Annotated in this window: 17 protein-coding genes and 1 pseudogene; 14 read left to right on the top strand and 4 right to left on the bottom strand. The window is 71.1% G+C overall.

Features of this window, described 5'->3' with window-relative positions; genetic code table 11:
- Window positions 1-109: 109 nt before the first annotated feature.
- A complete protein-coding gene (locus tag D455_RS0116905; protein ID WP_017571893.1) occupies window positions 110-1174 on the bottom strand; it encodes a trypsin-like serine peptidase in 1065 nt (354 codons plus the stop codon).
- 162 nt (window positions 1175-1336) lie between these two features.
- Window positions 1337-3010, bottom strand: a complete 1674-nt coding sequence (locus D455_RS0116900) for a CocE/NonD family hydrolase (RefSeq protein ID WP_017571892.1) — start codon at window positions 3008-3010, stop codon at window positions 1337-1339.
- Window positions 3011-3322: 312 nt separating this feature from the next.
- On the opposite strand from D455_RS0116900, the gene dxr reads away from it, so the two are divergent.
- The 8 genes and pseudogenes from dxr (at window position 3323) to D455_RS30780 (ending at window position 13335) form a co-directional block, all read left to right on the top strand.
- Window positions 3323-4543 (top strand): 1-deoxy-D-xylulose-5-phosphate reductoisomerase, encoded by a 1221-nt coding sequence (gene dxr / locus D455_RS0116895; protein ID WP_017571891.1) that lies wholly within the window; start codon window positions 3323-3325, stop codon window positions 4541-4543.
- Between the two features lie 21 nt (window positions 4544-4564).
- Window positions 4565-5929 (top strand): M50 family metallopeptidase, encoded by a 1365-nt coding sequence (locus tag D455_RS0116890; RefSeq protein WP_017571890.1) that lies wholly within the window; start codon window positions 4565-4567, stop codon window positions 5927-5929.
- Window positions 5930-6168: 239 nt separating this feature from the next.
- Window positions 6169-7368, top strand: coding sequence for a flavodoxin-dependent (E)-4-hydroxy-3-methylbut-2-enyl-diphosphate synthase (gene ispG, locus D455_RS30790; protein ID WP_051064652.1), 1200 nt, complete (start codon window positions 6169-6171; stop codon window positions 7366-7368).
- A 77-nt stretch (window positions 7369-7445) separates the two neighbouring features.
- On the top strand, window positions 7446-7877 hold the full coding sequence (locus D455_RS30785) for a hypothetical protein (RefSeq protein WP_241480267.1): 432 nt from the start codon (window positions 7446-7448) through the stop codon (window positions 7875-7877).
- A gap of 162 nt (window positions 7878-8039) precedes the next feature.
- Entirely contained in the window at window positions 8040-8231 is a 192-nt protein-coding gene (locus D455_RS0116875; protein WP_017571887.1) for a DUF1918 domain-containing protein, read from the top strand.
- Between the two features lie 736 nt (window positions 8232-8967).
- Window positions 8968-10449: an amino acid permease gene (locus D455_RS0116870; protein ID WP_026122706.1), complete on the top strand. Its 1482-nt coding sequence runs from the start codon at window positions 8968-8970 to the stop codon at window positions 10447-10449.
- Window positions 10450-10670: 221 nt separating this feature from the next.
- Window positions 10671-11480, top strand: a complete 810-nt coding sequence (locus D455_RS0116865) for a carbon-nitrogen hydrolase family protein (RefSeq protein WP_017571885.1) — start codon at window positions 10671-10673, stop codon at window positions 11478-11480.
- A 146-nt stretch (window positions 11481-11626) separates the two neighbouring features.
- Window positions 11627-13335 (top strand): annotated as a pseudogene (locus tag D455_RS30780) (flavin monoamine oxidase family protein).
- A 150-nt stretch (window positions 13336-13485) separates the two neighbouring features.
- Here D455_RS30780 and D455_RS0116855 read toward each other — a convergent pair.
- Entirely contained in the window at window positions 13486-13950 is a 465-nt protein-coding gene (locus tag D455_RS0116855; protein WP_017571883.1) for an Lrp/AsnC family transcriptional regulator, read from the bottom strand.
- Between the two features lie 168 nt (window positions 13951-14118).
- On the opposite strand from D455_RS0116855, the gene D455_RS0116850 reads away from it, so the two are divergent.
- The 5 genes from D455_RS0116850 to D455_RS0116840 all read left to right on the top strand — a co-directional run bounded on the left by D455_RS0116850 (window position 14119) and on the right by D455_RS0116840 (window position 18818).
- Window positions 14119-15768 carry an alpha/beta hydrolase gene (locus tag D455_RS0116850; protein ID WP_017571882.1) on the top strand — a complete coding sequence of 550 codons (1650 nt, stop codon included), beginning with the start codon at window positions 14119-14121 and terminating at the stop codon, window positions 15766-15768.
- Between the two features lie 92 nt (window positions 15769-15860).
- On the top strand, window positions 15861-16682 hold the full coding sequence (locus D455_RS0116845; protein ID WP_017571881.1) for a GNAT family N-acetyltransferase: 822 nt from the start codon (window positions 15861-15863) through the stop codon (window positions 16680-16682).
- A 39-nt stretch (window positions 16683-16721) separates the two neighbouring features.
- Window positions 16722-17216, top strand: a complete 495-nt coding sequence (locus D455_RS33045; protein WP_206539269.1) for a 4a-hydroxytetrahydrobiopterin dehydratase — start codon at window positions 16722-16724, stop codon at window positions 17214-17216.
- On the top strand, window positions 17143-17355 hold the full coding sequence (locus D455_RS35460) for a VOC family protein (RefSeq protein ID WP_241480268.1): 213 nt from the start codon (window positions 17143-17145) through the stop codon (window positions 17353-17355). The genes D455_RS33045 and D455_RS35460 overlap by 74 nt, the downstream gene beginning before the upstream one ends.
- 239 nt (window positions 17356-17594) lie before the next feature.
- A complete protein-coding gene (locus D455_RS0116840) occupies window positions 17595-18818 on the top strand; it encodes a multidrug effflux MFS transporter (protein WP_017571880.1) in 1224 nt (407 codons plus the stop codon).
- 163 nt (window positions 18819-18981) lie between these two features.
- Here the strand turns inward: D455_RS0116840 and D455_RS0116835 are convergent, their stop codons facing one another.
- Window positions 18982-19941, bottom strand: a complete 960-nt coding sequence (locus tag D455_RS0116835; RefSeq protein ID WP_017571879.1) for an ATP-binding protein — start codon at window positions 19939-19941, stop codon at window positions 18982-18984.
- A gap of 348 nt (window positions 19942-20289) precedes the next feature.
- On the opposite strand from D455_RS0116835, the gene D455_RS0116830 reads away from it, so the two are divergent.
- Window positions 20290-20853, top strand: a complete 564-nt coding sequence (locus tag D455_RS0116830) for an ATP-binding protein (RefSeq protein WP_026122705.1) — start codon at window positions 20290-20292, stop codon at window positions 20851-20853.
- Window positions 20854-20890 lie beyond the last annotated feature (37 nt).

The following is a 20890-nucleotide window of genomic DNA, read 5'->3' as shown; positions in this document are numbered from 1 at the left end:
CTCCCCGCTGAGGCCGGGAGCGCCTTCGACGGGACGGGCCACGCGGGTGGTGTGCGCACCCCGTGGCCCGTTCGCGTCCCCCTCCCAGCGGTGCCCCGCCCCGCCCGGACTACAGCTGGGAGGCGTGCTCGTACAGGTCCCGGGCCTCGGAACCGAGGCGGGGGCCGTACTGGGTGCGGCGGTCGTCGGCGTACTTGAAGCTGACCACCGAGGCGATCGCCCCCCTGCCGGTGTCGGGGTCGAAACCGGTGAACCAGGGACCGCCGCTGGAGCCCTGCGTCATGGAGCAGCGCACCCCGTTGGCGGTGGTGCCGCCGGTGTCCGGGACGGTGCGGCCCGAGCAGTAGTGCAGGTACCTGCCCTCGTACGGTGACGCCGCCGGGTACCCGAACGTGTACACCTGCACCCCCTCGCGCGCCCGCTCCTCACTCCAGGTGCCGAACGCGATGCGCTGGGAGCCGACGCGTTCCTGGACGGTGGTGCCGTCGTCGCGGTTGAGCACCACCATGGCGAAGTCGTAGCTGTCGTCGGCCTGGCGGGACCACTGGGGCGGCACCAGCATGTCGCTGGCGGTGAACCTCCCGTACGGGCTGTCCCCGGCCGCGTGGCCGGGGACGAAGGTCCAGTTGCGCGCCCACGAGCCCCGGCCGTCCTTGGCGCAGTGGCCAGCGGTGACCACGGTGCTCCGGTTCGCCGCGTCCACGACCGAGGCCGAACAGGTGAAGTCGCGGCCGTTCATGGTCAGGTAGACCTTGCCGGTGGTCCTGGTGACCAGCCCGCCCGCGGTCCAGCGCTCACCCGTGCTGTCGGGGCGCGGCGCGGCCTGGTGCTCGACGGTGTCGTCCGTGGGCGCCTCGTCCCCGGGGAGGGGGAGGGCGCCCTCCAGCATGCTGGTGATGGGCCTGGCGGCGGCCATGCGTTCCTCGGTCCAGTAGTCCAGCACGGCCTGGTGCTGGTCACCGGTCACGGCGGCGGACTGGTGGGCGACCCCGTCCACACGCGACAGCGGCTCGCGGACGTCCTCGGCCCGCTCGGCGGGGGAGTACGCCGTGTGGATGGCCTGGGTGACGGCGGACGCCGGGGCGGGGAGCTTCTCGGCGAGGAAGAGCCCCCCGGCGGCGACCGCGACGGCGGTGAGGGGAGCGAGGATCCTGTGTGCGGTGGACGAGGTCATGACCAGATCCTTGCACACTCTGCGTAGTCGGTGTGGCACTTTGAGTTTGTGTCGCGCCTCTGAGGGGAAGAAAAGGCCGTCTCCGGCGCAGGGGCCACGCCGGAGACGGCCGGAGGTGCCCGGAGCACGCGGTGCGGGAGTTCGGCGCGCTCCGGACACCCGTCAGGCGAACGGCACCGTGATCCGCGCGGGGGCGCCCTCGGGGGAGGACACGCTCACCCGGTCACCGATGTCGCTCTCGTCCAGGTAGCGAGCGTCCATGCTGTCCACCACCACGGCCAGGCGGTGCCCGGCGGGCACGTCCCACACCACCGGTGCCAGCTCGGTGTTCACCGTCACCGGCTCACCGGGCGTGGCCCCGCGCAGCGTGTACGGGGTGTGGGAGAGCAGCGAGCCCGTGCCATGGCGGTCGATCGCGTACAGGTACACGTACACCGACTGGTTCTCCGCGGACGGCGTGAACGTGAAGGTGGCCTCCGGTGTGCCCGCCACACGCACTCCGTCGGGGTGGGCGGGGCCGGTCCACACGGCCGCCCGGTACCGGTCCACCGTCGGCAGCAGCACGCCCGTCGGGATGTCGAAGAACTGCTGGAGTGCTCCGGAGAGCATCACCGTGCCGCTCTCGGCCGGGGTGGGGACGCCCGTCCGGAAGCGGTAGCTCCAGTCGGTGGAGGGTTCGGGCTCCATGGCGCCGCTGCTCTGCCAGCGGAACCAGTCGGTGCTCGGCCTGTCCAGGTGGTACTGCTCGGTGCTGCCGGTCACCGAGGGCCAGTCGGGGTACGAGGTCCACCCTCCGTTTCCGTTGTTGGGCCTGACGTGTACTGGGCCCTCGGCGTCGAAGTCGCTGTCCTGGCCGCGCAGGTGGTGGTCGAACCAGTCGCCCACGGACTCCCAGACCTCGTCGGGCAGTCCGGCCGCGCCGAAGATCTCCTGGGTGGCGTGGTCGCCGGGGGTGAGCATGAGCCGCTTGGGGACGTCCAGCTCCTCGTAGAAATCGGTGATGTGGCCGACGGGGAAGATGCCGTCGTTCCAGGCGTGCGCCATCATCACGGCCGTGCCGTTGGCGTTGATGGCGTCGGTCCTGGTGGCCGCCGACCGGTCCGGGGCGATGTCCAGGGCGGGTTGGATGTTGCCCTGTCGGTACTCGCGTTCGATCTCGGTGAGCTGGTCGCTGGGGTCGCCGGTGAGCTGGCCGGCGATCAGGAGCAGTTCGGCCGACTGCGTGTCGACGGTCTCGCGGGGATAGAGGGAGGCGGCCAGGTCGGCCCAGCCGCTCAGGGAGGCCACGGCCCGGATCCGGTCGTCCTCGGCGGCGGTCAGGAGGCTGATGCCGCCCCCGTAGGAGATTCCGGCCATGCCGACGCGGTCGGGATCGGCGTCCGTGTTCTCCAGCGCCCAGTCGATGACGGAGCTGGCGTCGGCGCGGTCCTTGGGGCCGGCGACCTGGATCTCGCCGCCGGAGTCCCAGAAGCCGCGTGAGGTGTAGGCGATGACCTGGTATCCGGACTCGCGTGCCAGCTTGGCGGCGGCGCCGACGTAGAGGAGGTTGGGCGTGCCCCAGGCGGAGGGCATGACCAGCAGCGGGTGCGGGCCCTCGACACCGGTGGGGGTGATGACCTTGGCCTTCAGTTCGGTGCCGTCGTGGCTGACGATGGTCTCGTAGCTGATGGTGGCGCCGATGGTGGCGGAGGCCGGGGTGGTGGGGAGCGCCGCGGCGGTGAGCACGGCCACGAACGCGCAGGACAGCAGTCGGCGGAGGAGCGCGGTTCCGGGCCTGCGTGGAGGTGGCGCGTCCGTGCCGGGGGCGGGACGGAAGGGGGTGCTGGCAGAGCGCATACGGGGGACCTCGGGGGACTGGGCGGGGTGGGGCCGATGGGTCGTCGCGCCGTCTCGCCATCGGAGGTCGTGCCCGGCCGGGGGTGCGGTGGGCGGTGTCGTGCCTTAACTGTGAAGTAACTTACTCACCGGTTAAGTTAGGTCAACGGGTACGGGTTGTAAAGACCCGGTGACGGCGGGAACGCCGCGGTCTCCCCGGCGGCCGAACGGTCGGCCTCCGGCCGCGGCCCTTTCGCTTGTCCACAGCCCTCAGCAACCTTCGGCGGCTTACGCGACAATGGGAACGTGCGAGATGAACAGCAGCGAACAGTAGTGATCCTCGGTTCCACCGGATCGATCGGGACCCAGGCCATCGACATCGTCCAGCGCAATCCCCACCGCTTCCGCGTGGCGGGCCTGGCGGCGGGCGGCGGCCGGGTCGACCTGCTCGCCAAGCAGGCCGTCGAGCTCGACGTCCCGCTGGTCGCCGTCGCCGATCCCGACCGCGCCGCCGAACTCTCGCGCTCCCTCGCCGAGCACGGCAGCGGCGCCACCGTCCTGGCCGGACCCGACGGGGTCGCCGAGCTCGCCGGGAGCGAGTGCGACGTCGTCCTCAACGGCATCACCGGGGCCCTGGGCCTGGAGTCCACCCTGGCCGCGCTGCGTGCCGGGCGCACGCTCGCCCTGGCCAACAAGGAGTCCCTCATCATCGGCGGTCCGCTCGTGCGCGACCTCGCCCGGCCGGGCCAGATCGTCCCGGTCGACTCCGAGCACTTCGCCATCGCCCAGTGCTTCCCCCACCTGCCCGAGGGCGAGCTCGCCAGCCCCGCGCAGGGCCACGTGTACGCCCGCCGGGACGAGGTGCGCCGCCTGGTCGTCACCGCCAGCGGCGGTCCCTTCCGCGGCCGGAGCCGTGTCGACCTGGCCTCCGTCACCCCCGCCGACGCCCTCGACCACCCCACCTGGAGCATGGGGCCGGTCATCACCGTCAACTCCGCCACCCTGGTCAACAAGGGGCTGGAGGTCATCGAGGCCAACCTGCTGTTCGACGTGCCCTTCGAGCGGATCGACGTGGTCGTCCACCCGCAGTCGATCGTCCACTCCATGGTCGAGTACGTGGACGGCTCCACCATCGCCAAGGCCAGCCCGCCCAGCATGATGATCCCCATCGCCTACGGGCTCGGCGCGCCCGACCGGGTGCCCGACGCCGCGCCCGGCATGGACTGGACCCGTGCCCAGAGCTGGACCTTCGAACCCCTGGACCACGAGGCGTTCCCCGCCGTCCGGCTGGCGGCCGAGGTCGGCGCGGAGGGCGGCACGGCCCCCGCGGTCTACAACGCGGCCAACGAGGAGGCGGTCGACGCCTTCCTCCGGGGAAACCTCGCGTTCCCGGCCATCATGGACACCGTCTCCCAGGTAGTCTCGGAGCACCAGCGAACGGACAGTACCGGGGGAGCGTCCCACCACAGAGGGGAACTGAGCCTGGACGACGTGTACGCCGCTGACACCTGGGCCCGCACACGCGCGCGCGAGCTGCTCGCGCGCCAGGCCTGACACCGTCCTGAGGAGGGATGCATGGTCACCCTGATGACCGTGGTCGGGATCGTCCTGTTCGTTTTCGGCCTCCTGTTCTCGATCGCCTGGCACGAACTGGGCCACATGGCCACGGCCAAGATGTTCGGGATCAAGTGCACCGAGTTCATGGTGGGCTTCGGGAAGACGCTGTGGTCGGTGCGTAGGGGCGAGACCGAGTACGGGATCAAGGCCGTGCCGCTCGGTGGATTCGTACGCATGGTCGGCATGCTCCCGCCCGCCCGGCAGACCTCCGACGACGGCCCGCGCAAGCTCTCGCGGTGGCGGGCCATGGCCGAGGACGCCCGTGAGGCCTCCTACGTCGAGCTCGCTCCCGAGGACCAGGACCGGCAGTTCTACCAGCGCGCGCCGTGGAAGCGGCTCATCGTGATGTTCGCCGGTCCCGGCATGAACGTCATCCTGGCCGCGATCCTGCTCGCCGTGCTGTTCATGGGCATCGGGGTACCCCAGAGCACCACCCGGATCGCCGAGGTCAGTGAGTGCATGGTGCCCGCGGGCAGCTCCGTCACCAGCTGTGAGGAGGCCGAGGACGCACCGCCCACCCCCGCCGCCGAGGCCGGGGTCCTGCCCGGTGACGTCATCGTCTCCGTCGACGGCGAGCCCACCCCGGACTGGCAGGCCGCCAACCAGCAGATCCGCGAGTCCCTGGGCAGCACGGAGATCGTGGTCGAGCGCGACGGCGAGCGGGTCCCGCTGGACGTCGACATCGTGGAGAACGAACTCCCGGCCCGCGACGCCGGGGGCGAGATCGTCTACCAGACCGACGCCGACGGCGACTACCTCTACGACGACCAGGGCTACCGGCTCTACGAGACCGAGACCGTGGGCTTCCTCGGCATCGTCTTCGCCACCGAGCGCGCCCCGCTCACCCTCGCCGAGTCCGCCGCCGAGATGGGCAACATGATGGTCGGCGTCTTCGACGCCCTCATCTCCCTGCCCAGCAAGATCCCCGACGTGTTCGCCGCCGCGTTCCTGGGCGAGCAGCGCACCCAGGACTCTCCCGTGGGCATCGTCGGCATCTCCCGCATCGGCGGCGAGATCATGGCCCAGGGCCTGCCCGTGGCCGACACCGCCGCGATCATGATCCAGATCCTGGCCGGGGTGAACCTCTTCCTGTTCGCCTTCAACATGCTGCCGATCCTTCCGCTGGACGGCGGGCACATGGCCGGTGCCTTCTGGGAGTGGATCAAGCGCGGCTGGGCCAGGCTGTTCAGACGCCCCGAACCCGCGCCGGTGGACGTGGCGATGCTGACACCGGTGGCCTACGTGGTCGTGGCCTGCTTCCTGGTGTTCAGCGTGGTCCTGTTGGTGGCCGACCTGTTCAACCCGGTCAGACTCTTCGGTTAGACGGAGTGAACCCCCGTGCCACCGGGCGTTCACACTGGTGCGGGGGTTTCCCACAACGAGGCGGGGCAGCCCCTCGGGTACGGGTAACCTGGGGTCGCGATCCGGGAACGACGGTGCAGCCGAGGCCACCGAGCGCGGTGCCACCGGACGCGGCCCCGCGCGACGCGCCGGACGCCCATTCCCGAAACGGACGAATCAAGTGCCGCCCCTCCTCCGGCGGCAGACGAGGTGAATCAAGAGTGACCGTCGATCTTGGTATTCCCATGACTCCGCCGCGCCCGCTGGCGACCCGGCGCAAGACGCGGCAGATCATGGTCGGGAACGTTCCCGTCGGTGGGGACGCCCCGGTGTCCGTGCAGTCGATGACGACCACCCGTACCTCCGACATCAACGCGACCCTCCAGCAGATCGCCGAGCTGACCGCCGCGGGTTGCCAGATCGTCCGCGTTGCCGTGCCCACCAACGACGACGCCGAGGCGCTGCCGATCATCGCCAAGAAGTCGCAGATCCCGGTGATCGCCGACATCCACTTCCAGCCCAAGTACGTGTTCGCGGCCATCGACGCCGGTTGCGCGGCCGTGCGCGTCAACCCGGGCAACATCAAGAAGTTCGACGACAAGGTCGCCGAGATCGCCAAGGTGGCCGGTGAGGCCGGTACGCCGATCCGCATCGGCGTCAACGCCGGTTCGCTGGACAAGCGCCTGCTGGAGAAGTACGGCAAGGCCACCCCCGAGGCCCTGGTCGAGTCGGCGCTGTGGGAGTGCTCCCTGTTCGAGGAGCACGGCTTCCGCGACATCAAGATCTCGGTCAAGCACAACGACCCCGTGGTCATGATCAACGCCTACCGGCAGCTCGCCTCGGCCTGCGACTACCCGCTGCACCTGGGCGTGACCGAGGCCGGTCCGGCCTTCCAGGGCACCATCAAGTCCTCGGTGGCCTTCGGCGCGCTGCTCGCGGAGGGCATCGGCGACACCATCCGCGTGTCCCTGTCCGCGCCTCCCGCCGAGGAGGTCAAGGTCGGCGCCCAGATCCTGGAGTCGCTGGGGCTGCGTGAGCGCGGTCTGGAGATCGTGTCCTGCCCGAGCTGCGGTCGGGCCCAGGTGGACGTGTACACGCTCGCCGAGGAGGTCACCGCGGGCCTGGAGGGCATGGAGGTGCCGCTGCGCGTGGCCGTCATGGGCTGCGTCGTGAACGGTCCGGGTGAGGCCCGCGACGCCGACCTGGGTGTGGCCTCGGGCAACGGCAAGGGCCAGATCTTCGTCAAGGGCGAGGTCATCAAGACCGTGCCCGAGTCCCAGATCGTGGAGACCCTCATCGAGGAGGCCATGCGCATCGCCGAGGAGATGGGGGAGGCCGGGGCCGAGTCCGGCGAGCCCACGGTCTCCGTGGCCGGCNNNNCCCCCCCCCGCCGTTGTGACGGCGGACGAACAGGGGCATGATCACGGGGACGGTGGTCCTCCCTCGTCCCCCAGGAGTTTTCGTGCCCCCCGCTGTGATCGCAGTACGTTTCGCCCCCATGACCAGCGTCACCCTCGCGCTGCTCGGTTGGGTCAACATGATGCTCGGAGCGGTCAACATGGTGAGTGAGTCATGGCCGTGGTTCCTGGGTTTCTTGAACCTCCTTGTTGCTGTCCTCCTCATGACCGTTGCCATCGTGAACACGAGAAGGCCCTACTTCCGGCTCGAACAGGGGCTGGCGGGAGATCGGTCGACCCCGTCCGGCTCCGGCCGAATCGGTCCGCTCGCGCGAGGTGTCGTGGCGGGTCCGGGCGAGCGGTTCGCGATCGAGCAGGGCCGCCTCGTGCACGTGGCCGAGGACGGCACCCGTACCCTCACCCCGGTGTGGCGGGCCTCCGCCCACCCCAGGGACTGGAGGGCCCTGGAGGCGGCCCTGTCGGCGGTTGCGCCCCAGGAGTCCTCGGGCGCCCAGGAGGGCGACGCCCCCTGAGTGCGGAGCACCGTCTGCTCGTGGGGCACGGAAATGTCCGTTGATTTCCTCTTCTTCTCTTTTCTGTGGAAAAGGAATGCTGTTTGTGTACCTCGGCCCCGGGAAAGGAGAACCCCCGTCCGCCGGGGCGGCGGGCACGATTCCACGGGGAAGGACATGCGGATGCAGGCGAGCGTGGGGGACCGGGTACTCGTCCACGGGGACGACGTGGGTCAGGCGGAGTGGAGGGGCGAGATCATCGAGGTCCGCGGCCCGGAGGGCGGCCCGCCGTACCTGGTGCGGTTCTCCGACGGCCACGAGTCCCTCGTCTGTCCCGGACCGGACGCCGTGATCGAACCCCTCCTCGCGGAGTAGGGCGGACACGGTTCCACGCCGCCGCGTCGCGCCGAACCTGGCGTCCCGGGTGAAGGTTCTCCGTTTGTCTCGGAGAAGGCACGGAAAGGTTCGACCCGAACGCGGCCACGGTGGCGGAGCGGTCGCCTGAGGTGACCGACCGGTACGCCGACATGGTGGACATCCCGCGCGCCGCCTTCGACCTGGGCGCCGACGTCGCCACCACGTTCGCCAAGCCGCTGCTGGGCAGCCCGTCCGGCGGGAACCCCGTCACCGACGAGGTGTCGGGGCCCTCGGCCGCCCGGTCGAGAGGGTGGCCCGCGAGGCGTTCACCCACGGTCAGGAGACCGAGCCGCAGACGGCCTCGCGCATCGGCTGAGACGCACCCACACATGGAGCCGGGGCGCGTCCGACCGGGACGCGCCCCGGCGCCGCCCCACCCCCGTGCCATCTCCCCGGACCTCCCCCCGCACCTCTCTGACCACGGTGTTCGCGGTCCGAAGCGACTCCCCTCACAGAGGGTGATTTTATGTGGCGTCCCTCACAGGAGCGTGCGTTTTCTTGCGCTGGTACGCACGATGCCGCCGCTTATCCCGAACAGACGCAACGAATGTGGGTCATGTTACGTAGGTAACGCGGCTACCGTTGCTGAGGGCATTTTTCGGGCTGCCTCCCGACGTGAGGCGTCCGAGCCCGACTTCCCACCGTCTTCCCCCGGGAATCGGTATGCCCGAGTACATGAACGAGGAGTAAACACGTGGTGGACCAGAAGAGCCCGACGGGTACCCGCGGGTCCACAGGCCCGGGCGGTGCGCCCGGGCTGGGGNGGCAAAAGCCGATCGAGAGGCTCGTGGCCGAGACCCAGGACGGCGAGACCGGCGGCCTCCAGAAACACATGGGCTTCTGGCAGCTGTCCATGATCGGTATCGGTGCGACCCTGGGCACCGGAATCTTCGTCGTCCTGGGCGAGGCCGTCCCCGTCGCCGGACCCGCCGTCATCATCTCGTTCGTGCTCGCCGGGATCACCGCGCTGTTCTCCGCGCTCGCCTACGCCGAGATGGCCGGGATGATCCCCGCCTCCGGTTCGGCCTACTCCTACAGCTACGCCACCATCGGCGAGCTCATGGCGTGGGTGTGCGGCTGGTGTCTCATGCTCACCTACGGGGTGTCGGTCGCCGCCGTCGGCGTCGGCTGGGGCGACTACATCAACGAACTCCTGCACCTCACCACCGGCCTGTCCCTGCCGAGCGCGGTGCTCGCCGGTCCGATGGAGGGCGGTCTGATCAACCTGCCCGCCGCCATCGTGGTCGTGCTGTCCATGTTCGCCCTTCTCGCCGGGGTCCGCGAGAGCAGCCGCGTCAACGCCGTCATGGTCGCGATCAAGGTCGCCGTCCTGCTCATGTTCGTGGCCATCGCGATCACCGCCGTCCAGGACGGCAACTTCGCCCCGTTCATGCCGATGGGCATGGCCGGTGTCAGCGCCGCGGGCGCGACCCTGTTCTTCTCCTACATCGGCTTCGACTCCGTCTCCACCGCGAGCGAGGAGGCCAGGAACCCGCAGCGCGACCTGCCCCGCGCGATCATGTTCGCGATGATCCTGGTCACCGCCATCTACTGCCTGGTCGCCTTCGCCGCGATCGGCGCGCTCGACTGGACCAACTTCGTCGACGGCGAGACCAGCCTCGCGGGCATCCTGACCCACGTCACCGGCACCCCCGTGTGGGCGGTCATCTTCGCCGCCGGTGCGGTCCTGGCCCTGGCCAGCGTGGTCCTGGTCGTGCTCTACAGCCAGACCCGCATCCTCTACTCGATGTCCCGCGACGGGCTCATCCCCAAGGCCTTCTCCACCCTGGACGCCAAGGGCACCCCGCGCACGAACACCCTCATCACCTCCCTGTTCATCGCGGCGCTCGCCGCCCTGGTCCCGCTCGGCCCGCTCGCCGACGCCACCTCCATCGGCACGCTCTTCGCGTTCGCGCTGGTCAACGTGGCCGTCCTGGTGCTGCGCCGCAAGCGCCCCGACCTGCCGCGCGCCTTCCGCGTGCCCGGCGCCCCGGTCACCCCGATCCTGGGCGTGCTGGCCTGCGCCTACCTGATGGGCAGCATGTCGATGAGCGTGTGGGTGACCTTCGTGGTCTGGCTCGCCGTCGGTCTGCTCATCTACTTCGGCTACGGCATGCGCCGCTCGACGCTGGAGAAGGAGCCGCCCGAGGAGACGGCCGCCGAGGTCCGCTCCTAGGGGCCGCGTGACCCGTGAGGGGGTCGGGGGAATGCCCCCCGGCCCCCTCAGTCGTTCCCGGAGCGGCGCGATACCAGCGCGAAACCCTGTAACCGCGCACGGTATCTCCGGAGTCAGCGCGAAAGACGCAACGTTCCACAGGTTCCAAGCACTGTTCGGACGCATGACTCCACCTAGAGTGGACGCGGCCCCGAGGCAACGGAGAAACGGGAGGTGAGGGAGTGACACGCGGACCCCTGCGCGTGGCCCTGGACCAGGGAACCGGACACAGCGGCGACCCCGCCCACGCCCTCCATCGGCTCGCCGACCGCGCCAAGGCCGCCGCCGACGCCGGAGCCCACCTGCTCGTCGGCCCCGAGATGTCGCTGACCGGCTACAACCTCGGCCCCGACGCCATCGCCGGGCTCGCCGAGCCCTTCGACGGCCCCCTCAGTGCGGCGGTCGCCGCCATCGCCGCGGACACGGGCGTCGCCATCGTCCACGGCTTCCCCGAGCGCGCCGGCGGCGCCGTGTACAACGCCGTCCAACTCGTGGACGCCACCGGGGCCCGACTGGCGACCTACCGTAAGACCCACCTGTTCGGCGACCTGGACCGCGGTGCGTTCACGCCGGGGACCGCACCTGTCGTCCAGGCCGACCTCGGCGGGATCCGCGTCGGCCTGCTGGTCTGCTACGACGTCGAGTTCCCCGAGGCCGTGCGCGCCCACGCCCTGGCCGGTACCGAGTTCCTCGTGGTCCCGACCGCGCTCATGCTGCCCTTCACCGAGGTGCCCGAGCGCGTCGTGCCCGTGCGCGCCCTGGAGAACCAGGTCCACCTGGCCTACGTGAACCGCTGCGACGCCGAGGGAGAACTGCGCTACGCGGGCCGGAGCGTCCTGCTCGCCCCCGACGGCTCCGAGACGCTGCGCGCCGGATCCGGCGAGGAACTCCTGGTCGGTGACGTCGACCCCGACGCGCTCGCCCTCGCCCGCCGCGAGCAGTGCTACCTGGACGACCGCCGTCCGGGCCTGTACCGGACGCTCACCACCTGACCCCCGCCTGACCCGGGGGGACGGTACCGGTTCGCCCGGCGTCCACCCGCCTCCCGACGACCCCGAAACCCCACGAGTACCCCCGTGCCATGCGCACGGACACCGACCGGCACCCCGCCGGACGACACCCACGAAGGAGGGGCCTGATGACGTCTGCCGTGCCCACGGCCGCCGGTGCCACACCCGCGCAGGACACGCCGCTGAACATGTGCGGGCCGGACTTCCCGTTCGCCTACGACGCCTACCTCAAGCACCCCGCCGGGCTCGGGCAGGTCCCGGCGGAGCGCCACGGCACCGAGGTCGCCGTCATCGGCGGCGGGCTGTCGGGCATCGTCACCGCCTACGAGCTCATGAAGATGGGTCTGAAGCCGGTGGTGTACGAGGCCGACCGCATCGGCGGGCGACTGCGCACGGAGAAGCTCGCGGGATGCCCGGACGACGTGGTCGCCGAGATGGGCGCCATGCGCTTCCCGCCGTCGTCCACGGCCTTCTGGCACTACGCGGACCGGGTCGGCCTGGAGACGGTGCCGTTCCCCAACCCGCTCGCCCCGTCCACCCCCAGCACCGTGGTCGACCTCAAGGGGAGGTCCCACTACGCCACCACCCTCGACGAGCTGCCCGAGGTCTACGGCGAGGTGGCGCGCGCCTGGGACGCCACCCTGGAGAGCGTGGGACACACCCGCATGCAGAAGGCCATCCGCGAGCGCGACGTGGCCACCCAGAAGGAGATCTGGAACGAGCTGGTCACCCGGCTCGACAACCAGACCTTCTACGGTTTCCTGTGCGACTCCCCGGCCTTCGCGTCCTTCCGCCACCGCGAGATCTTCGGCCAGGTGGGTTTCGGCACCGGCGGTTGGGACACCGACTTCCCCAACTCCATCCTGGAGATCCTGCGCGTCACCTACACCGGCGCCGACGACGACCACATGGGCATCGTCGGCGGTNGGAGCAGCTGCCGCTGCGCCTGTGGGAGGACGCCCCGGACAAGCTCGTGCACTGGGCGCAGGGCACGACCCTGGCCTCGCTGCACGAGGGCGGACCGCGCCCGGCCGTCACCGCGCTGCGCCGCACCGCGGCCAAGGGCTCCCCGGCCGGGAACATCACGGTCACCGACGCGTCGGGTTCCATCCGCACCTACGCCGCGGCCGTGTTCACCGCGCAGAGCTGGATGATGCTGTCCAAGATCGACTGCGACGAGGACCTGCTGCCCATCGACCACTGGACGGCGATCGAGCGCACCCACTACATGGAGTCCTCGAAGCTGTTCGTGCCGGTGGACCGCGCGTTCTGGCGGGACAAGGACCCCGAGACCGGCCGCGACGTCATGAGCATGACGCTCACCGACCGCATGACCCGGGGCACCTACCTGCTGGAGGGCTCCGACCCGGACGGCCCGGCGGCGATCTGCATGTCCTACACCTGGTGCGACGACTCGCTCAAGTGGCTGCCGCTGTCGGCCAACGAGCGCCTGGAGGTCATGCTCTCGTCCCTGTCCAAGATCTACCCGGGCGTGGACGTCCGCTCGCACATCACCGGCGACCCGGTGACGGTGTCGTGGGAGGACGAGCCCTACTTCATGGGCGCGTTCAAGGCCAACCTGCCGGGCCACTACCGCTACCAGCGCCGCCTGTTCACGCACTTCCGCCAGGACGACCTTGAGGAGCGCCACCGCGGCCTGTTCCTGGCCGGTGACGACGTGTCCTGGACGGCGGGGTGGGCCGAGGGCGCCGTGCAGACCGCGCTGAACGCCGTGTGGGGCGTGGTCCACCACCTCGGCGGTCAGAACGACCCGACCAACCCGGGTCCCGGCGACCTGTTCGACGAGCTCGCCCCGGTCGCCCTCCCGGAGGACTGACACGCCCTCCCACCGCCCTCGCGGGTTCGGGTGACCCGAAGGCCCCGCCTCCCGGGCCCCGCCCGGACTCCGCTGGCGCCATGACGACGGCCCCGGTCGCGACGGCCACCTTCCGGTGCGCGCGGCCGGGGCCGTCGCCGTGGACGTGCCTCAGGGCAGGTCGGCGGTCCCGGAGAGGATGGGCTGGTCCACCAGGCGCGACAGCACCAGGGTGCTCTTGGTCCGCACCACGAACGGCTCGGCGCCCAGCCGTTCGATGACCTCCTCCAGATGATGGGTGTCGCGGGCGCGTACCTGCACGATGGCGTCCGCCTCGCCGGTGACCGTGCACGCGGAGGTGATCTCGGCGTACCCCGCCAGCCCCGACCGGATCTCTCCCGGGGAGGTGCGGGCGCGGCAGTACAGCTCGATGAACGCCTCGGTGGTCCACCCGATGGCCTGGGGCTCCACCACCACGGTGAATCCGCGTACCGCGCCGGACTCCATGAGCCGGTCCACGCGGCGCTTGACCGCCGACGGGCTCAGTCCGACCTGACCACCGATCTCGGCGAAGCTCATCCGCGCGTCCGCGCCGAGTATCGCGATGATCCGCTCATCGACACGATCCAGCCGCATGAAGCTTCGTCCCCGTCTGTCCACGTCCGTTTCGGGCAGGGCACATGTTACCGGGGCGCGTTCGCCCGGGTTCCGTGTCGCGTCGGGGCGCCCGTGTCGCTTCCGTGTGTCACTCTCCGAAGTGATAACAATTCAGAGAGTAATCAAGCGTGTGGGGGGAGTGGACGAGTGCGAGCACGAAGCTGGGCCGCCGTCTCGGTCGGGGCGGTCCTGGCCTCCATGGTCGTCGCGGTTCCCGCGCAGGCCGACGAGACCGCTCCCGCGGGCCGGGGAACCCTCGACTGGGCCCCCTGCGAGGACATCAAGCCCGTCGCGGACGAGAACCTGGAGTGCGCCACCCTCACCGTCCCCCTCGCCCGCACCTCCGACGGCCACCGGATCGGCCGCCTCGACGACACCGTCGAGCTCGCGCTGTCCCGCGTCCCCGCCACCGGGGAGGCCCGCCACACCCTCCTGGTCAACCCCGGAGGCCCCGGCAGCGCCGGACGCCGGTGGGCCTCCTACACCCACTGGCGCCTGCCCGCGGAGCTCCGTGAGGTCTACGACGTCGTCTCCTTCGACCCGCGCGGTGTGGGCGGCTCCACCCCGTCCGTCGCCTGCGACCCCGCCTACTTCACGCCCGTGCGCCCCGACACGGTTCCCGCCGGCGCCACCGAGGAGGCCGAGTTGCGCGCCGACGCCGAGGCCTACGCCCAGGCCTGCGCGGACAACACCGGCCTCCTGCTCGAACACATGCGCACCGAGGACACCGCCCACGACATGGACGCCATCCGGGAGGCCCTGGGCGTGGAGAGGATCGACTACCTCGGCTACTCCTACGGCAGCTACCTGGGCGCCGTCTACTCCGCGCTCCACCCCGGCCACGTCCGCTCCCTGGTCCTGGACAGCGTCGTCGACCCCGACAAACCCTGGTACGAGAGCAACCTCGCCCAGAGCCGTTCCCTGAACCGCGCGGCGGAGCACTTCTTCGACTGGACGGCCCGCCACGACGACGCCTACGGGCTCGGCACCACCGGCGAGCAGGTCGCCGCCGCCTACTACGCGCTGCGCTCGGAACTGGCGGAGGAGCCCGCGGGCGGCACCGTCGGTCCCACCGAGCTGGAGAGCGCCGCCATCGTGATCGCCTACAGCGGCACCTACTGGCCCTCGGTCGCCGGGGCGCTCGCGGCCCGGATCAACGACGCCGAGGACGACCCGCTCGTCACCCTGTACGAGGCCTACGGCGAGGACGCCGGATCCGACCGCGGATTCGGTACCTACCTCGCCGTCCAGTGCACCGACTCCCGCTGGCCCGGGGACTGGAGCACCTGGAGCGCCGACGCCGAGCGGACCCACCAGGAGGCGCCCTTCATGGGGTGGCACAACATCTGGTACAACGCTCCCTGCGCGTTCTGGAGCGCGGGCTCCGGCGACTGGTTCCAGATCGGCGACGGCGACGGCGCGCACCCGGCCTACGACGGCGACGTGCTCCTCGTGCACGCCACCGAGGACGGCGCCACCCCCGTCGAGGGGGCCTTCGCCCTGCGCGAGCGCCTGCCCGGGGCGTCCCTGGTGGTCGAGGAGGGCGGACACACCCACGGCGTCGCGCTCACCGGCAACGCCTGCGTGGACGAGGCGGTCACCGCCTACCTCCTCGACGGGAGGCTCCCCGCGCGCGCCGGGGATGAGGGGCCCGACGTCACCTGTGAGGCCCGTCCCGAACCCCGGCCGCGTACCGACCAGAGCGCACCTGGGACCATGGTGGGACCGCCCGGCCCGGTGGGGCCGGGCTACCTCGTGGACCCGGACACGACCGTGGAGCCCGAGACGTCGGAGTAACCGGTCGAATAGGCTGGAACCGGAGCGAACAGGCTGGGCCAGTCGTCCCCCGGGGCCTCGCACGAGGACACCGGGAAGATGGGGGAGATGCGATGCTGCGAACCTCGGCGGTACGGATCCTCGGAGAACGCGACCGGGAAGCCGTCCGCGAGCTCCTGGACACCGATCCCGTGGGCAACGTCTTCGTCGCCTCCCGCCTGATGGCCACCGGCATCTCCGGCGGCGCAAGCGGCACCGAGGTGTGGGGACACGTGGAGCGGGGCCGCCTCACCGCCCTGTGCTACTCGGGGGCCAACCTCGTCCCCGTCAACGCCGGACCCGCGGCGGTCCGNGGGGGGGCCCGCCGCTGCTCCTCGATCGTCGGTCCGGTCGACGCGGTCAGCGACTTCTGGCAGCAGGTCACCCCCGCGTGGGGCCCCGCCCGCGTCATCCGTGCCAGCCAGCCGGTGCTGGAGATCAGCGGTGCGTCCGCCGTGCCCGCCGACCCCCTGGTGCGCCGGGTCCGGCTGTCCGAACTCAACACCCTCGTGCCCGCGTGCGTGGCCATGTTCACCGAGGAGGTCGGGGTCCCACCGGACTCCGGCGACGGCGGCGCGCTCTACCGTGCCCGGGTGGAGGAACTGGTGCGCACCGGTCGGGCCTTCGCCCGGATCGAGAACGGGCGTGTGGTGTTCAAGGCCGAGATCGGCGCGGTCACCCAGCACGCCTGCCAGGTGCAAGGGGTGTGGGTCCACCCCGAACTGCGCGGGCAGGGGCACTCCACCGCGGGGATGGCGGCCGTGGTCAACCACGCGCTCGCGGAGATCGCGCCCCGGGTGACCCTCTACGTCAACGACTTCAACACCCCCGCGCGGGCCGCCTACCAGCGGGTCGGCTTCCGGCAGGTCGGAGAGGTCATGTCGGTGCTGTTCTAGCGGGGGCGCGGCGGCGGAGTCCTGGTCTATCGTTGGGGCATGGAGCAGCAGACCACTCGTCTCGGGGTCCGGCAGGTCGATCTCGCTGATTGGCGGTGGTTGTTGGGCGCGCTGCGTGCTCGGTTCGAGACCGGTTCGTTCGGGGCGGGTGCCGCGTTCGTCGCCGCCGTGGGGCGGCTCGCCGACGCGGTCGGCCACCATCCCGACGTCGATCTGCGTGCGGGGCACGTTCAGTTCGTGTTGCGCGATCACGACGCCGAAGGTGTGACCGAACGGGATGTCCGACTGGCCGAGCGGATCAGCGCGCTCGCGTCCGACCAGGGGTTGGCCCCGTGCCCGGAGCAGGTACAGGTGCTGGAGCTGGCCCTGGACACGCCCGCGTCGGAAACGGTGCGGCCTTTCTGGGTANGGTGGCGAGGCCGGCGACGACGTCGTCGATCCGGCGGGAGAACTCCCGCCGCTGTGGTTTCAGGCGACCGACTCGACCGCACCCGATCGGCAGCGCTTCCACCTCGACGTCACGGTCCCCCCTGAAGTCGCCGACCGGCGGATCGCCGCAGCGGTGGCCGCAGGCGGACGCGTCGTCGACGAGGGCCGTGCCCCGGCCTTCGTCGTGCTGGCCGACCCGGACGGCAACAGAGCTTGTGTCTGCACCGAGCTGGGACGGGACTGAACCCCACCCGCTCCCACCTGCGCGTCCTTTGGTTGCGTCGCCGAAGGCCGGGACGCCCCAGCGGGGGGCGACGAGGCGGGCGTTGCCCTCTCCGCCGTCACGACTCCCGACGACGGCGGCTTTCTGACGGGCTCGCGTCAGATTCGCACCCGCCGCGCAGCCCCGGCCGCCAGCCTCCGGTTAGTCTGATCCGAGGTACGCGGCGCCCAGCGCCCTCATTCCACCGAGCGAGAGCGCCGATGCAGCACAACCCGACCGGCCGGGCCCGCCTGGGCCTGGCACTCCTCCTCGGCATGCTGGCCGTCCTGGGGCCGCTCAACATCGACATGTACCTTCCGGCCTTCCCGGACATCGCCGCCGACCTGGACGCCAGCGCGTCCCGCGTGCAGCTGAGCCTGACCACCTGCCTGGTCGGGCTCGCCGTCGGCCAGGTGGTCGTGGGCCCGATCAGTGACGCACGGGGACGCCGAGGGCCCCTGATCGTCTCCCTGCTCCTGTTCGTCCTGGCGTCGCTGCTGTGCGCCCTGGCCCCGAACATCGCCGTGCTCGTGGCGGCCCGCTTCCTCCAGGGCCTCACCGCCTCGGCCGGGATCGTGCTCTCGCGCGCGGTCGTGCGCGACGTGTTCGACGGCACCGAGCTGACCCGGTTCTTCGCGCTGCTCATGGTGATCAACGCGGTGGCGCCCCTGGCGGCGCCGATCGCGGGCGGGGCCATCCTGTGGCCGTCCTTCGCGGGCTGGGAGGCCGTCTTCCTGGCCCTGGCGGTGCTGGGTGCGGTGATCGTCCTGGTCGTGGCACTGCGGCTGGAGGAGACCCTGCCCGTGGAACGGCGCATCCCCGGTACGGTCGGCGGCACCCTGCGTGCGGTGGGCGCGCTGCTGCGGGACCGCTCCTTCCTCGGCTACGCCCTGGTGGTCGGCTTCGTCCACGGCGGCAGCTTCGCCTACGTCGCGGGGACGCCGTTCGTCTACCAGGAGCTGCACGGGGTGTCCCCGCAGGTCTTCGGGGCGCTCTTCGGGGTCAACGGCGCCGCCATCATCGCCGGGAGCTGGGCGGTGGGGCGCTTCAGCGCCCGGTTCGGCGAGCGGACCCTCCTGGTGTGCGCCGTGGTCACGGCGGTGGCGGCGACCGGTGTGCTGTTCGCGGCGACGCTGCTCGACGGCCCGCTGGTGGCCCTCGTGGTCCCCATCTTCGTGTACATGACGTGCATGGGGGTGATCCTCACCAGCTCCTTCGCCCTGGCCATGCGCGGCCAGGAAGGGCGGGCGGGCAGCGCCAGCGCGGTGCTGGGCGCGCTCTCCCCGCTGTTCGGCGCGGTGGTGGCGCCGCTGGTGGGCCTGGACGAGAGCACCGCCGTGCCCATGGGGGTCGCTCTGTTCGGCACCTCCCTCCTCGGCCTGGTGGTCCTGCTGACCCTGACCTCGCCGCGCGTGCGCGCCGAGGCCACCGACCCGGCACGCTGAACCGGCCCGTCGCCCCCATGGGGCCGGGAGGGCGCCCCACGAGGTCGTGTGCGCGGGGATCCCGCCCGGTGGTCGGGCCGCGCGGTCCGGCGGAGCACGGCCGGGCGCCCCGTCGACGCTGTGGGGAGGCGACCCGGGCCCGGCTGTTCGCTCCGCCCCGAGGTCAACCGGCCAGCGCCGAGGGGCCCATCAGGAACTCGGGGTCCAGCTGCGCGGCCAGGTCCGCGCCCTTGGCCTCGTTGGCCCACGCCCGCGCGTTGCGCAGGTGGAACTCCGCCGACTGCCGGGTGAACCGCTCCCAGTCCTTGGGCGCGGAGTCCGCCATGTCCCGCATCCGGGCCAGGGTCTTGACGTTGTCCTCCTCCAGGTCCGCCAGCTCCGGGTGGCGCCCCTTCTCCATCGAGCGCACGAACCCCGAGTGCGTCATCCACCCCGACAGGGCGTCGCCCACGTGCTCGCGCAGGAACTCCACGTCCGCCTCGTCCTGCACCTTGTTGCCGATCACCCGGATGGCGACGTCGTGGTCGCGGGCGTACTCGGCGTACTGGCGGTACACGCCCACGCCGCGCACGGTGGGTTCGGCGACCAGGAAGGTCATGTCGAAGCGGGTGAACATCCCCGAGGCGAAGGAGTCGGCGCCCGCGGTCATGTCCACGACCACGTACTCGCCGGGGCCGTCCACCAGGTGGTTGAGGTACATCTCGGCCGCGCCCACCTTGGAGTGGTAGCACGACACGCCCAGGTCCCCCTCGGCGAACGGGCCGGTGACCATGAGCGTGGCGCCCCGGGCGGACGCGCCGAAGCGCGCGTGCAGCGGGTTGTCCCCGGTCACCGTCAACAGGCGCGAGCCCCGGCCCGGTGGGGTGGTCTTGATCATGGCCTCCGCCGAGGAGATCCGCGGGTTGTCCCCGCGCAGCAGCTCCTTGATCTCGCCCAGGTGCGCGCCCAGCGCGGGGAGTCCGGCCAGGCTCTCCTCCGACAGGCCCAGCGCGGCGCCCAGGTTCTGGTTGATGTCGGCGTCGATGGCCACGACGGGAACGCTCTGGGCGGCCAGGTAACGGGTGAAGAGGGCGGAGAGGGTGGTCTTGCCGCTGCCGCCCTTGCCCGCGAACGCGATCTTCATGGAGGCCCTTCGTGTTGGCGTGTGGGTCGGGCACGCCGGAGGAGCCGCCCGGGAGGCGGTCCGGAGCGTGCTCGGTGGTGGTAACGATTATCGTTCCTGGTGCGCCGTCCTGTCAGGCGAACGGCCGGATCCGTGCGCGTATTGCCAAGGTGTTACACCTCACATGGGTGCGCCTGGGGTCCGGACTGTTTCCTTTGTCCTCATCGGGGAGGACACGTGACGGGGTTTTGTGGCCAATCCCGGACGGGGGGAACCCGGGTGTGCTGTTCTGGAGCCAGCACACCCTTGTCTAAGGTGAGGGCAGGCGGCGCAACCCGCGCGTCCGTCGCGGGTGATTGGAGTGACCGGATGGCTGAGGCGAGGCAACTCCGGGAATACGTGCCCGCGGAGGTCCCGGAGGGTACGTCCCCGACCGCACCGACCATCGAGACCGGTGACCTCAGCGGCGGGGTCACCGATCACACGGTGTGGAGCTGTGCGGGGAACCTGACCGCGGTACGGTCCATCCGCGCGCGTGTACGTGAGTTCCTCGCCCGTATGAGCCACTCCGAGGCTTCCCTGGACGACGCGGAGCTGGCCGTCAGCGAGCTGGCGACCAACGCCCTGCTGCACTCTCGCTCGGGACAGAGCGGCGGGGTCATGACGCTGTTCATCCGCTCCGACGCCGGGCGACTGCGGGTGGCGGTCGCCGACCAGGGGGCGCGCGACGGCGAGGGCGTGCACACGCGTGAGGACGGTGACGACTTCGGGCGGGGCAAGCTCATCGTCGACAGCTGCGCCACCCGCAGCGGCGAGTACTGGAGCGAGGCCACGCACGTGGCGTGGTTCGAGATCGACGACCTGGGCGGGGGAGTGCCCGAGGTCGACGGGGACGAGGAGCCTTCGGAGGTGGGTGTGGCGGTCGACGACTAGCCCACCCGTCACCCACCACCACCCTCAACGGACGCGC

Source organism: Nocardiopsis halotolerans DSM 44410, from assembly GCF_000341065.1.
Classification (GTDB): domain Bacteria; phylum Actinomycetota; class Actinomycetes; order Streptosporangiales; family Streptosporangiaceae; genus Nocardiopsis; species Nocardiopsis halotolerans.
Note: the sequence above shows the minus strand (reverse complement) of the source record. Positions and strands in the feature narration are given on the sequence as shown.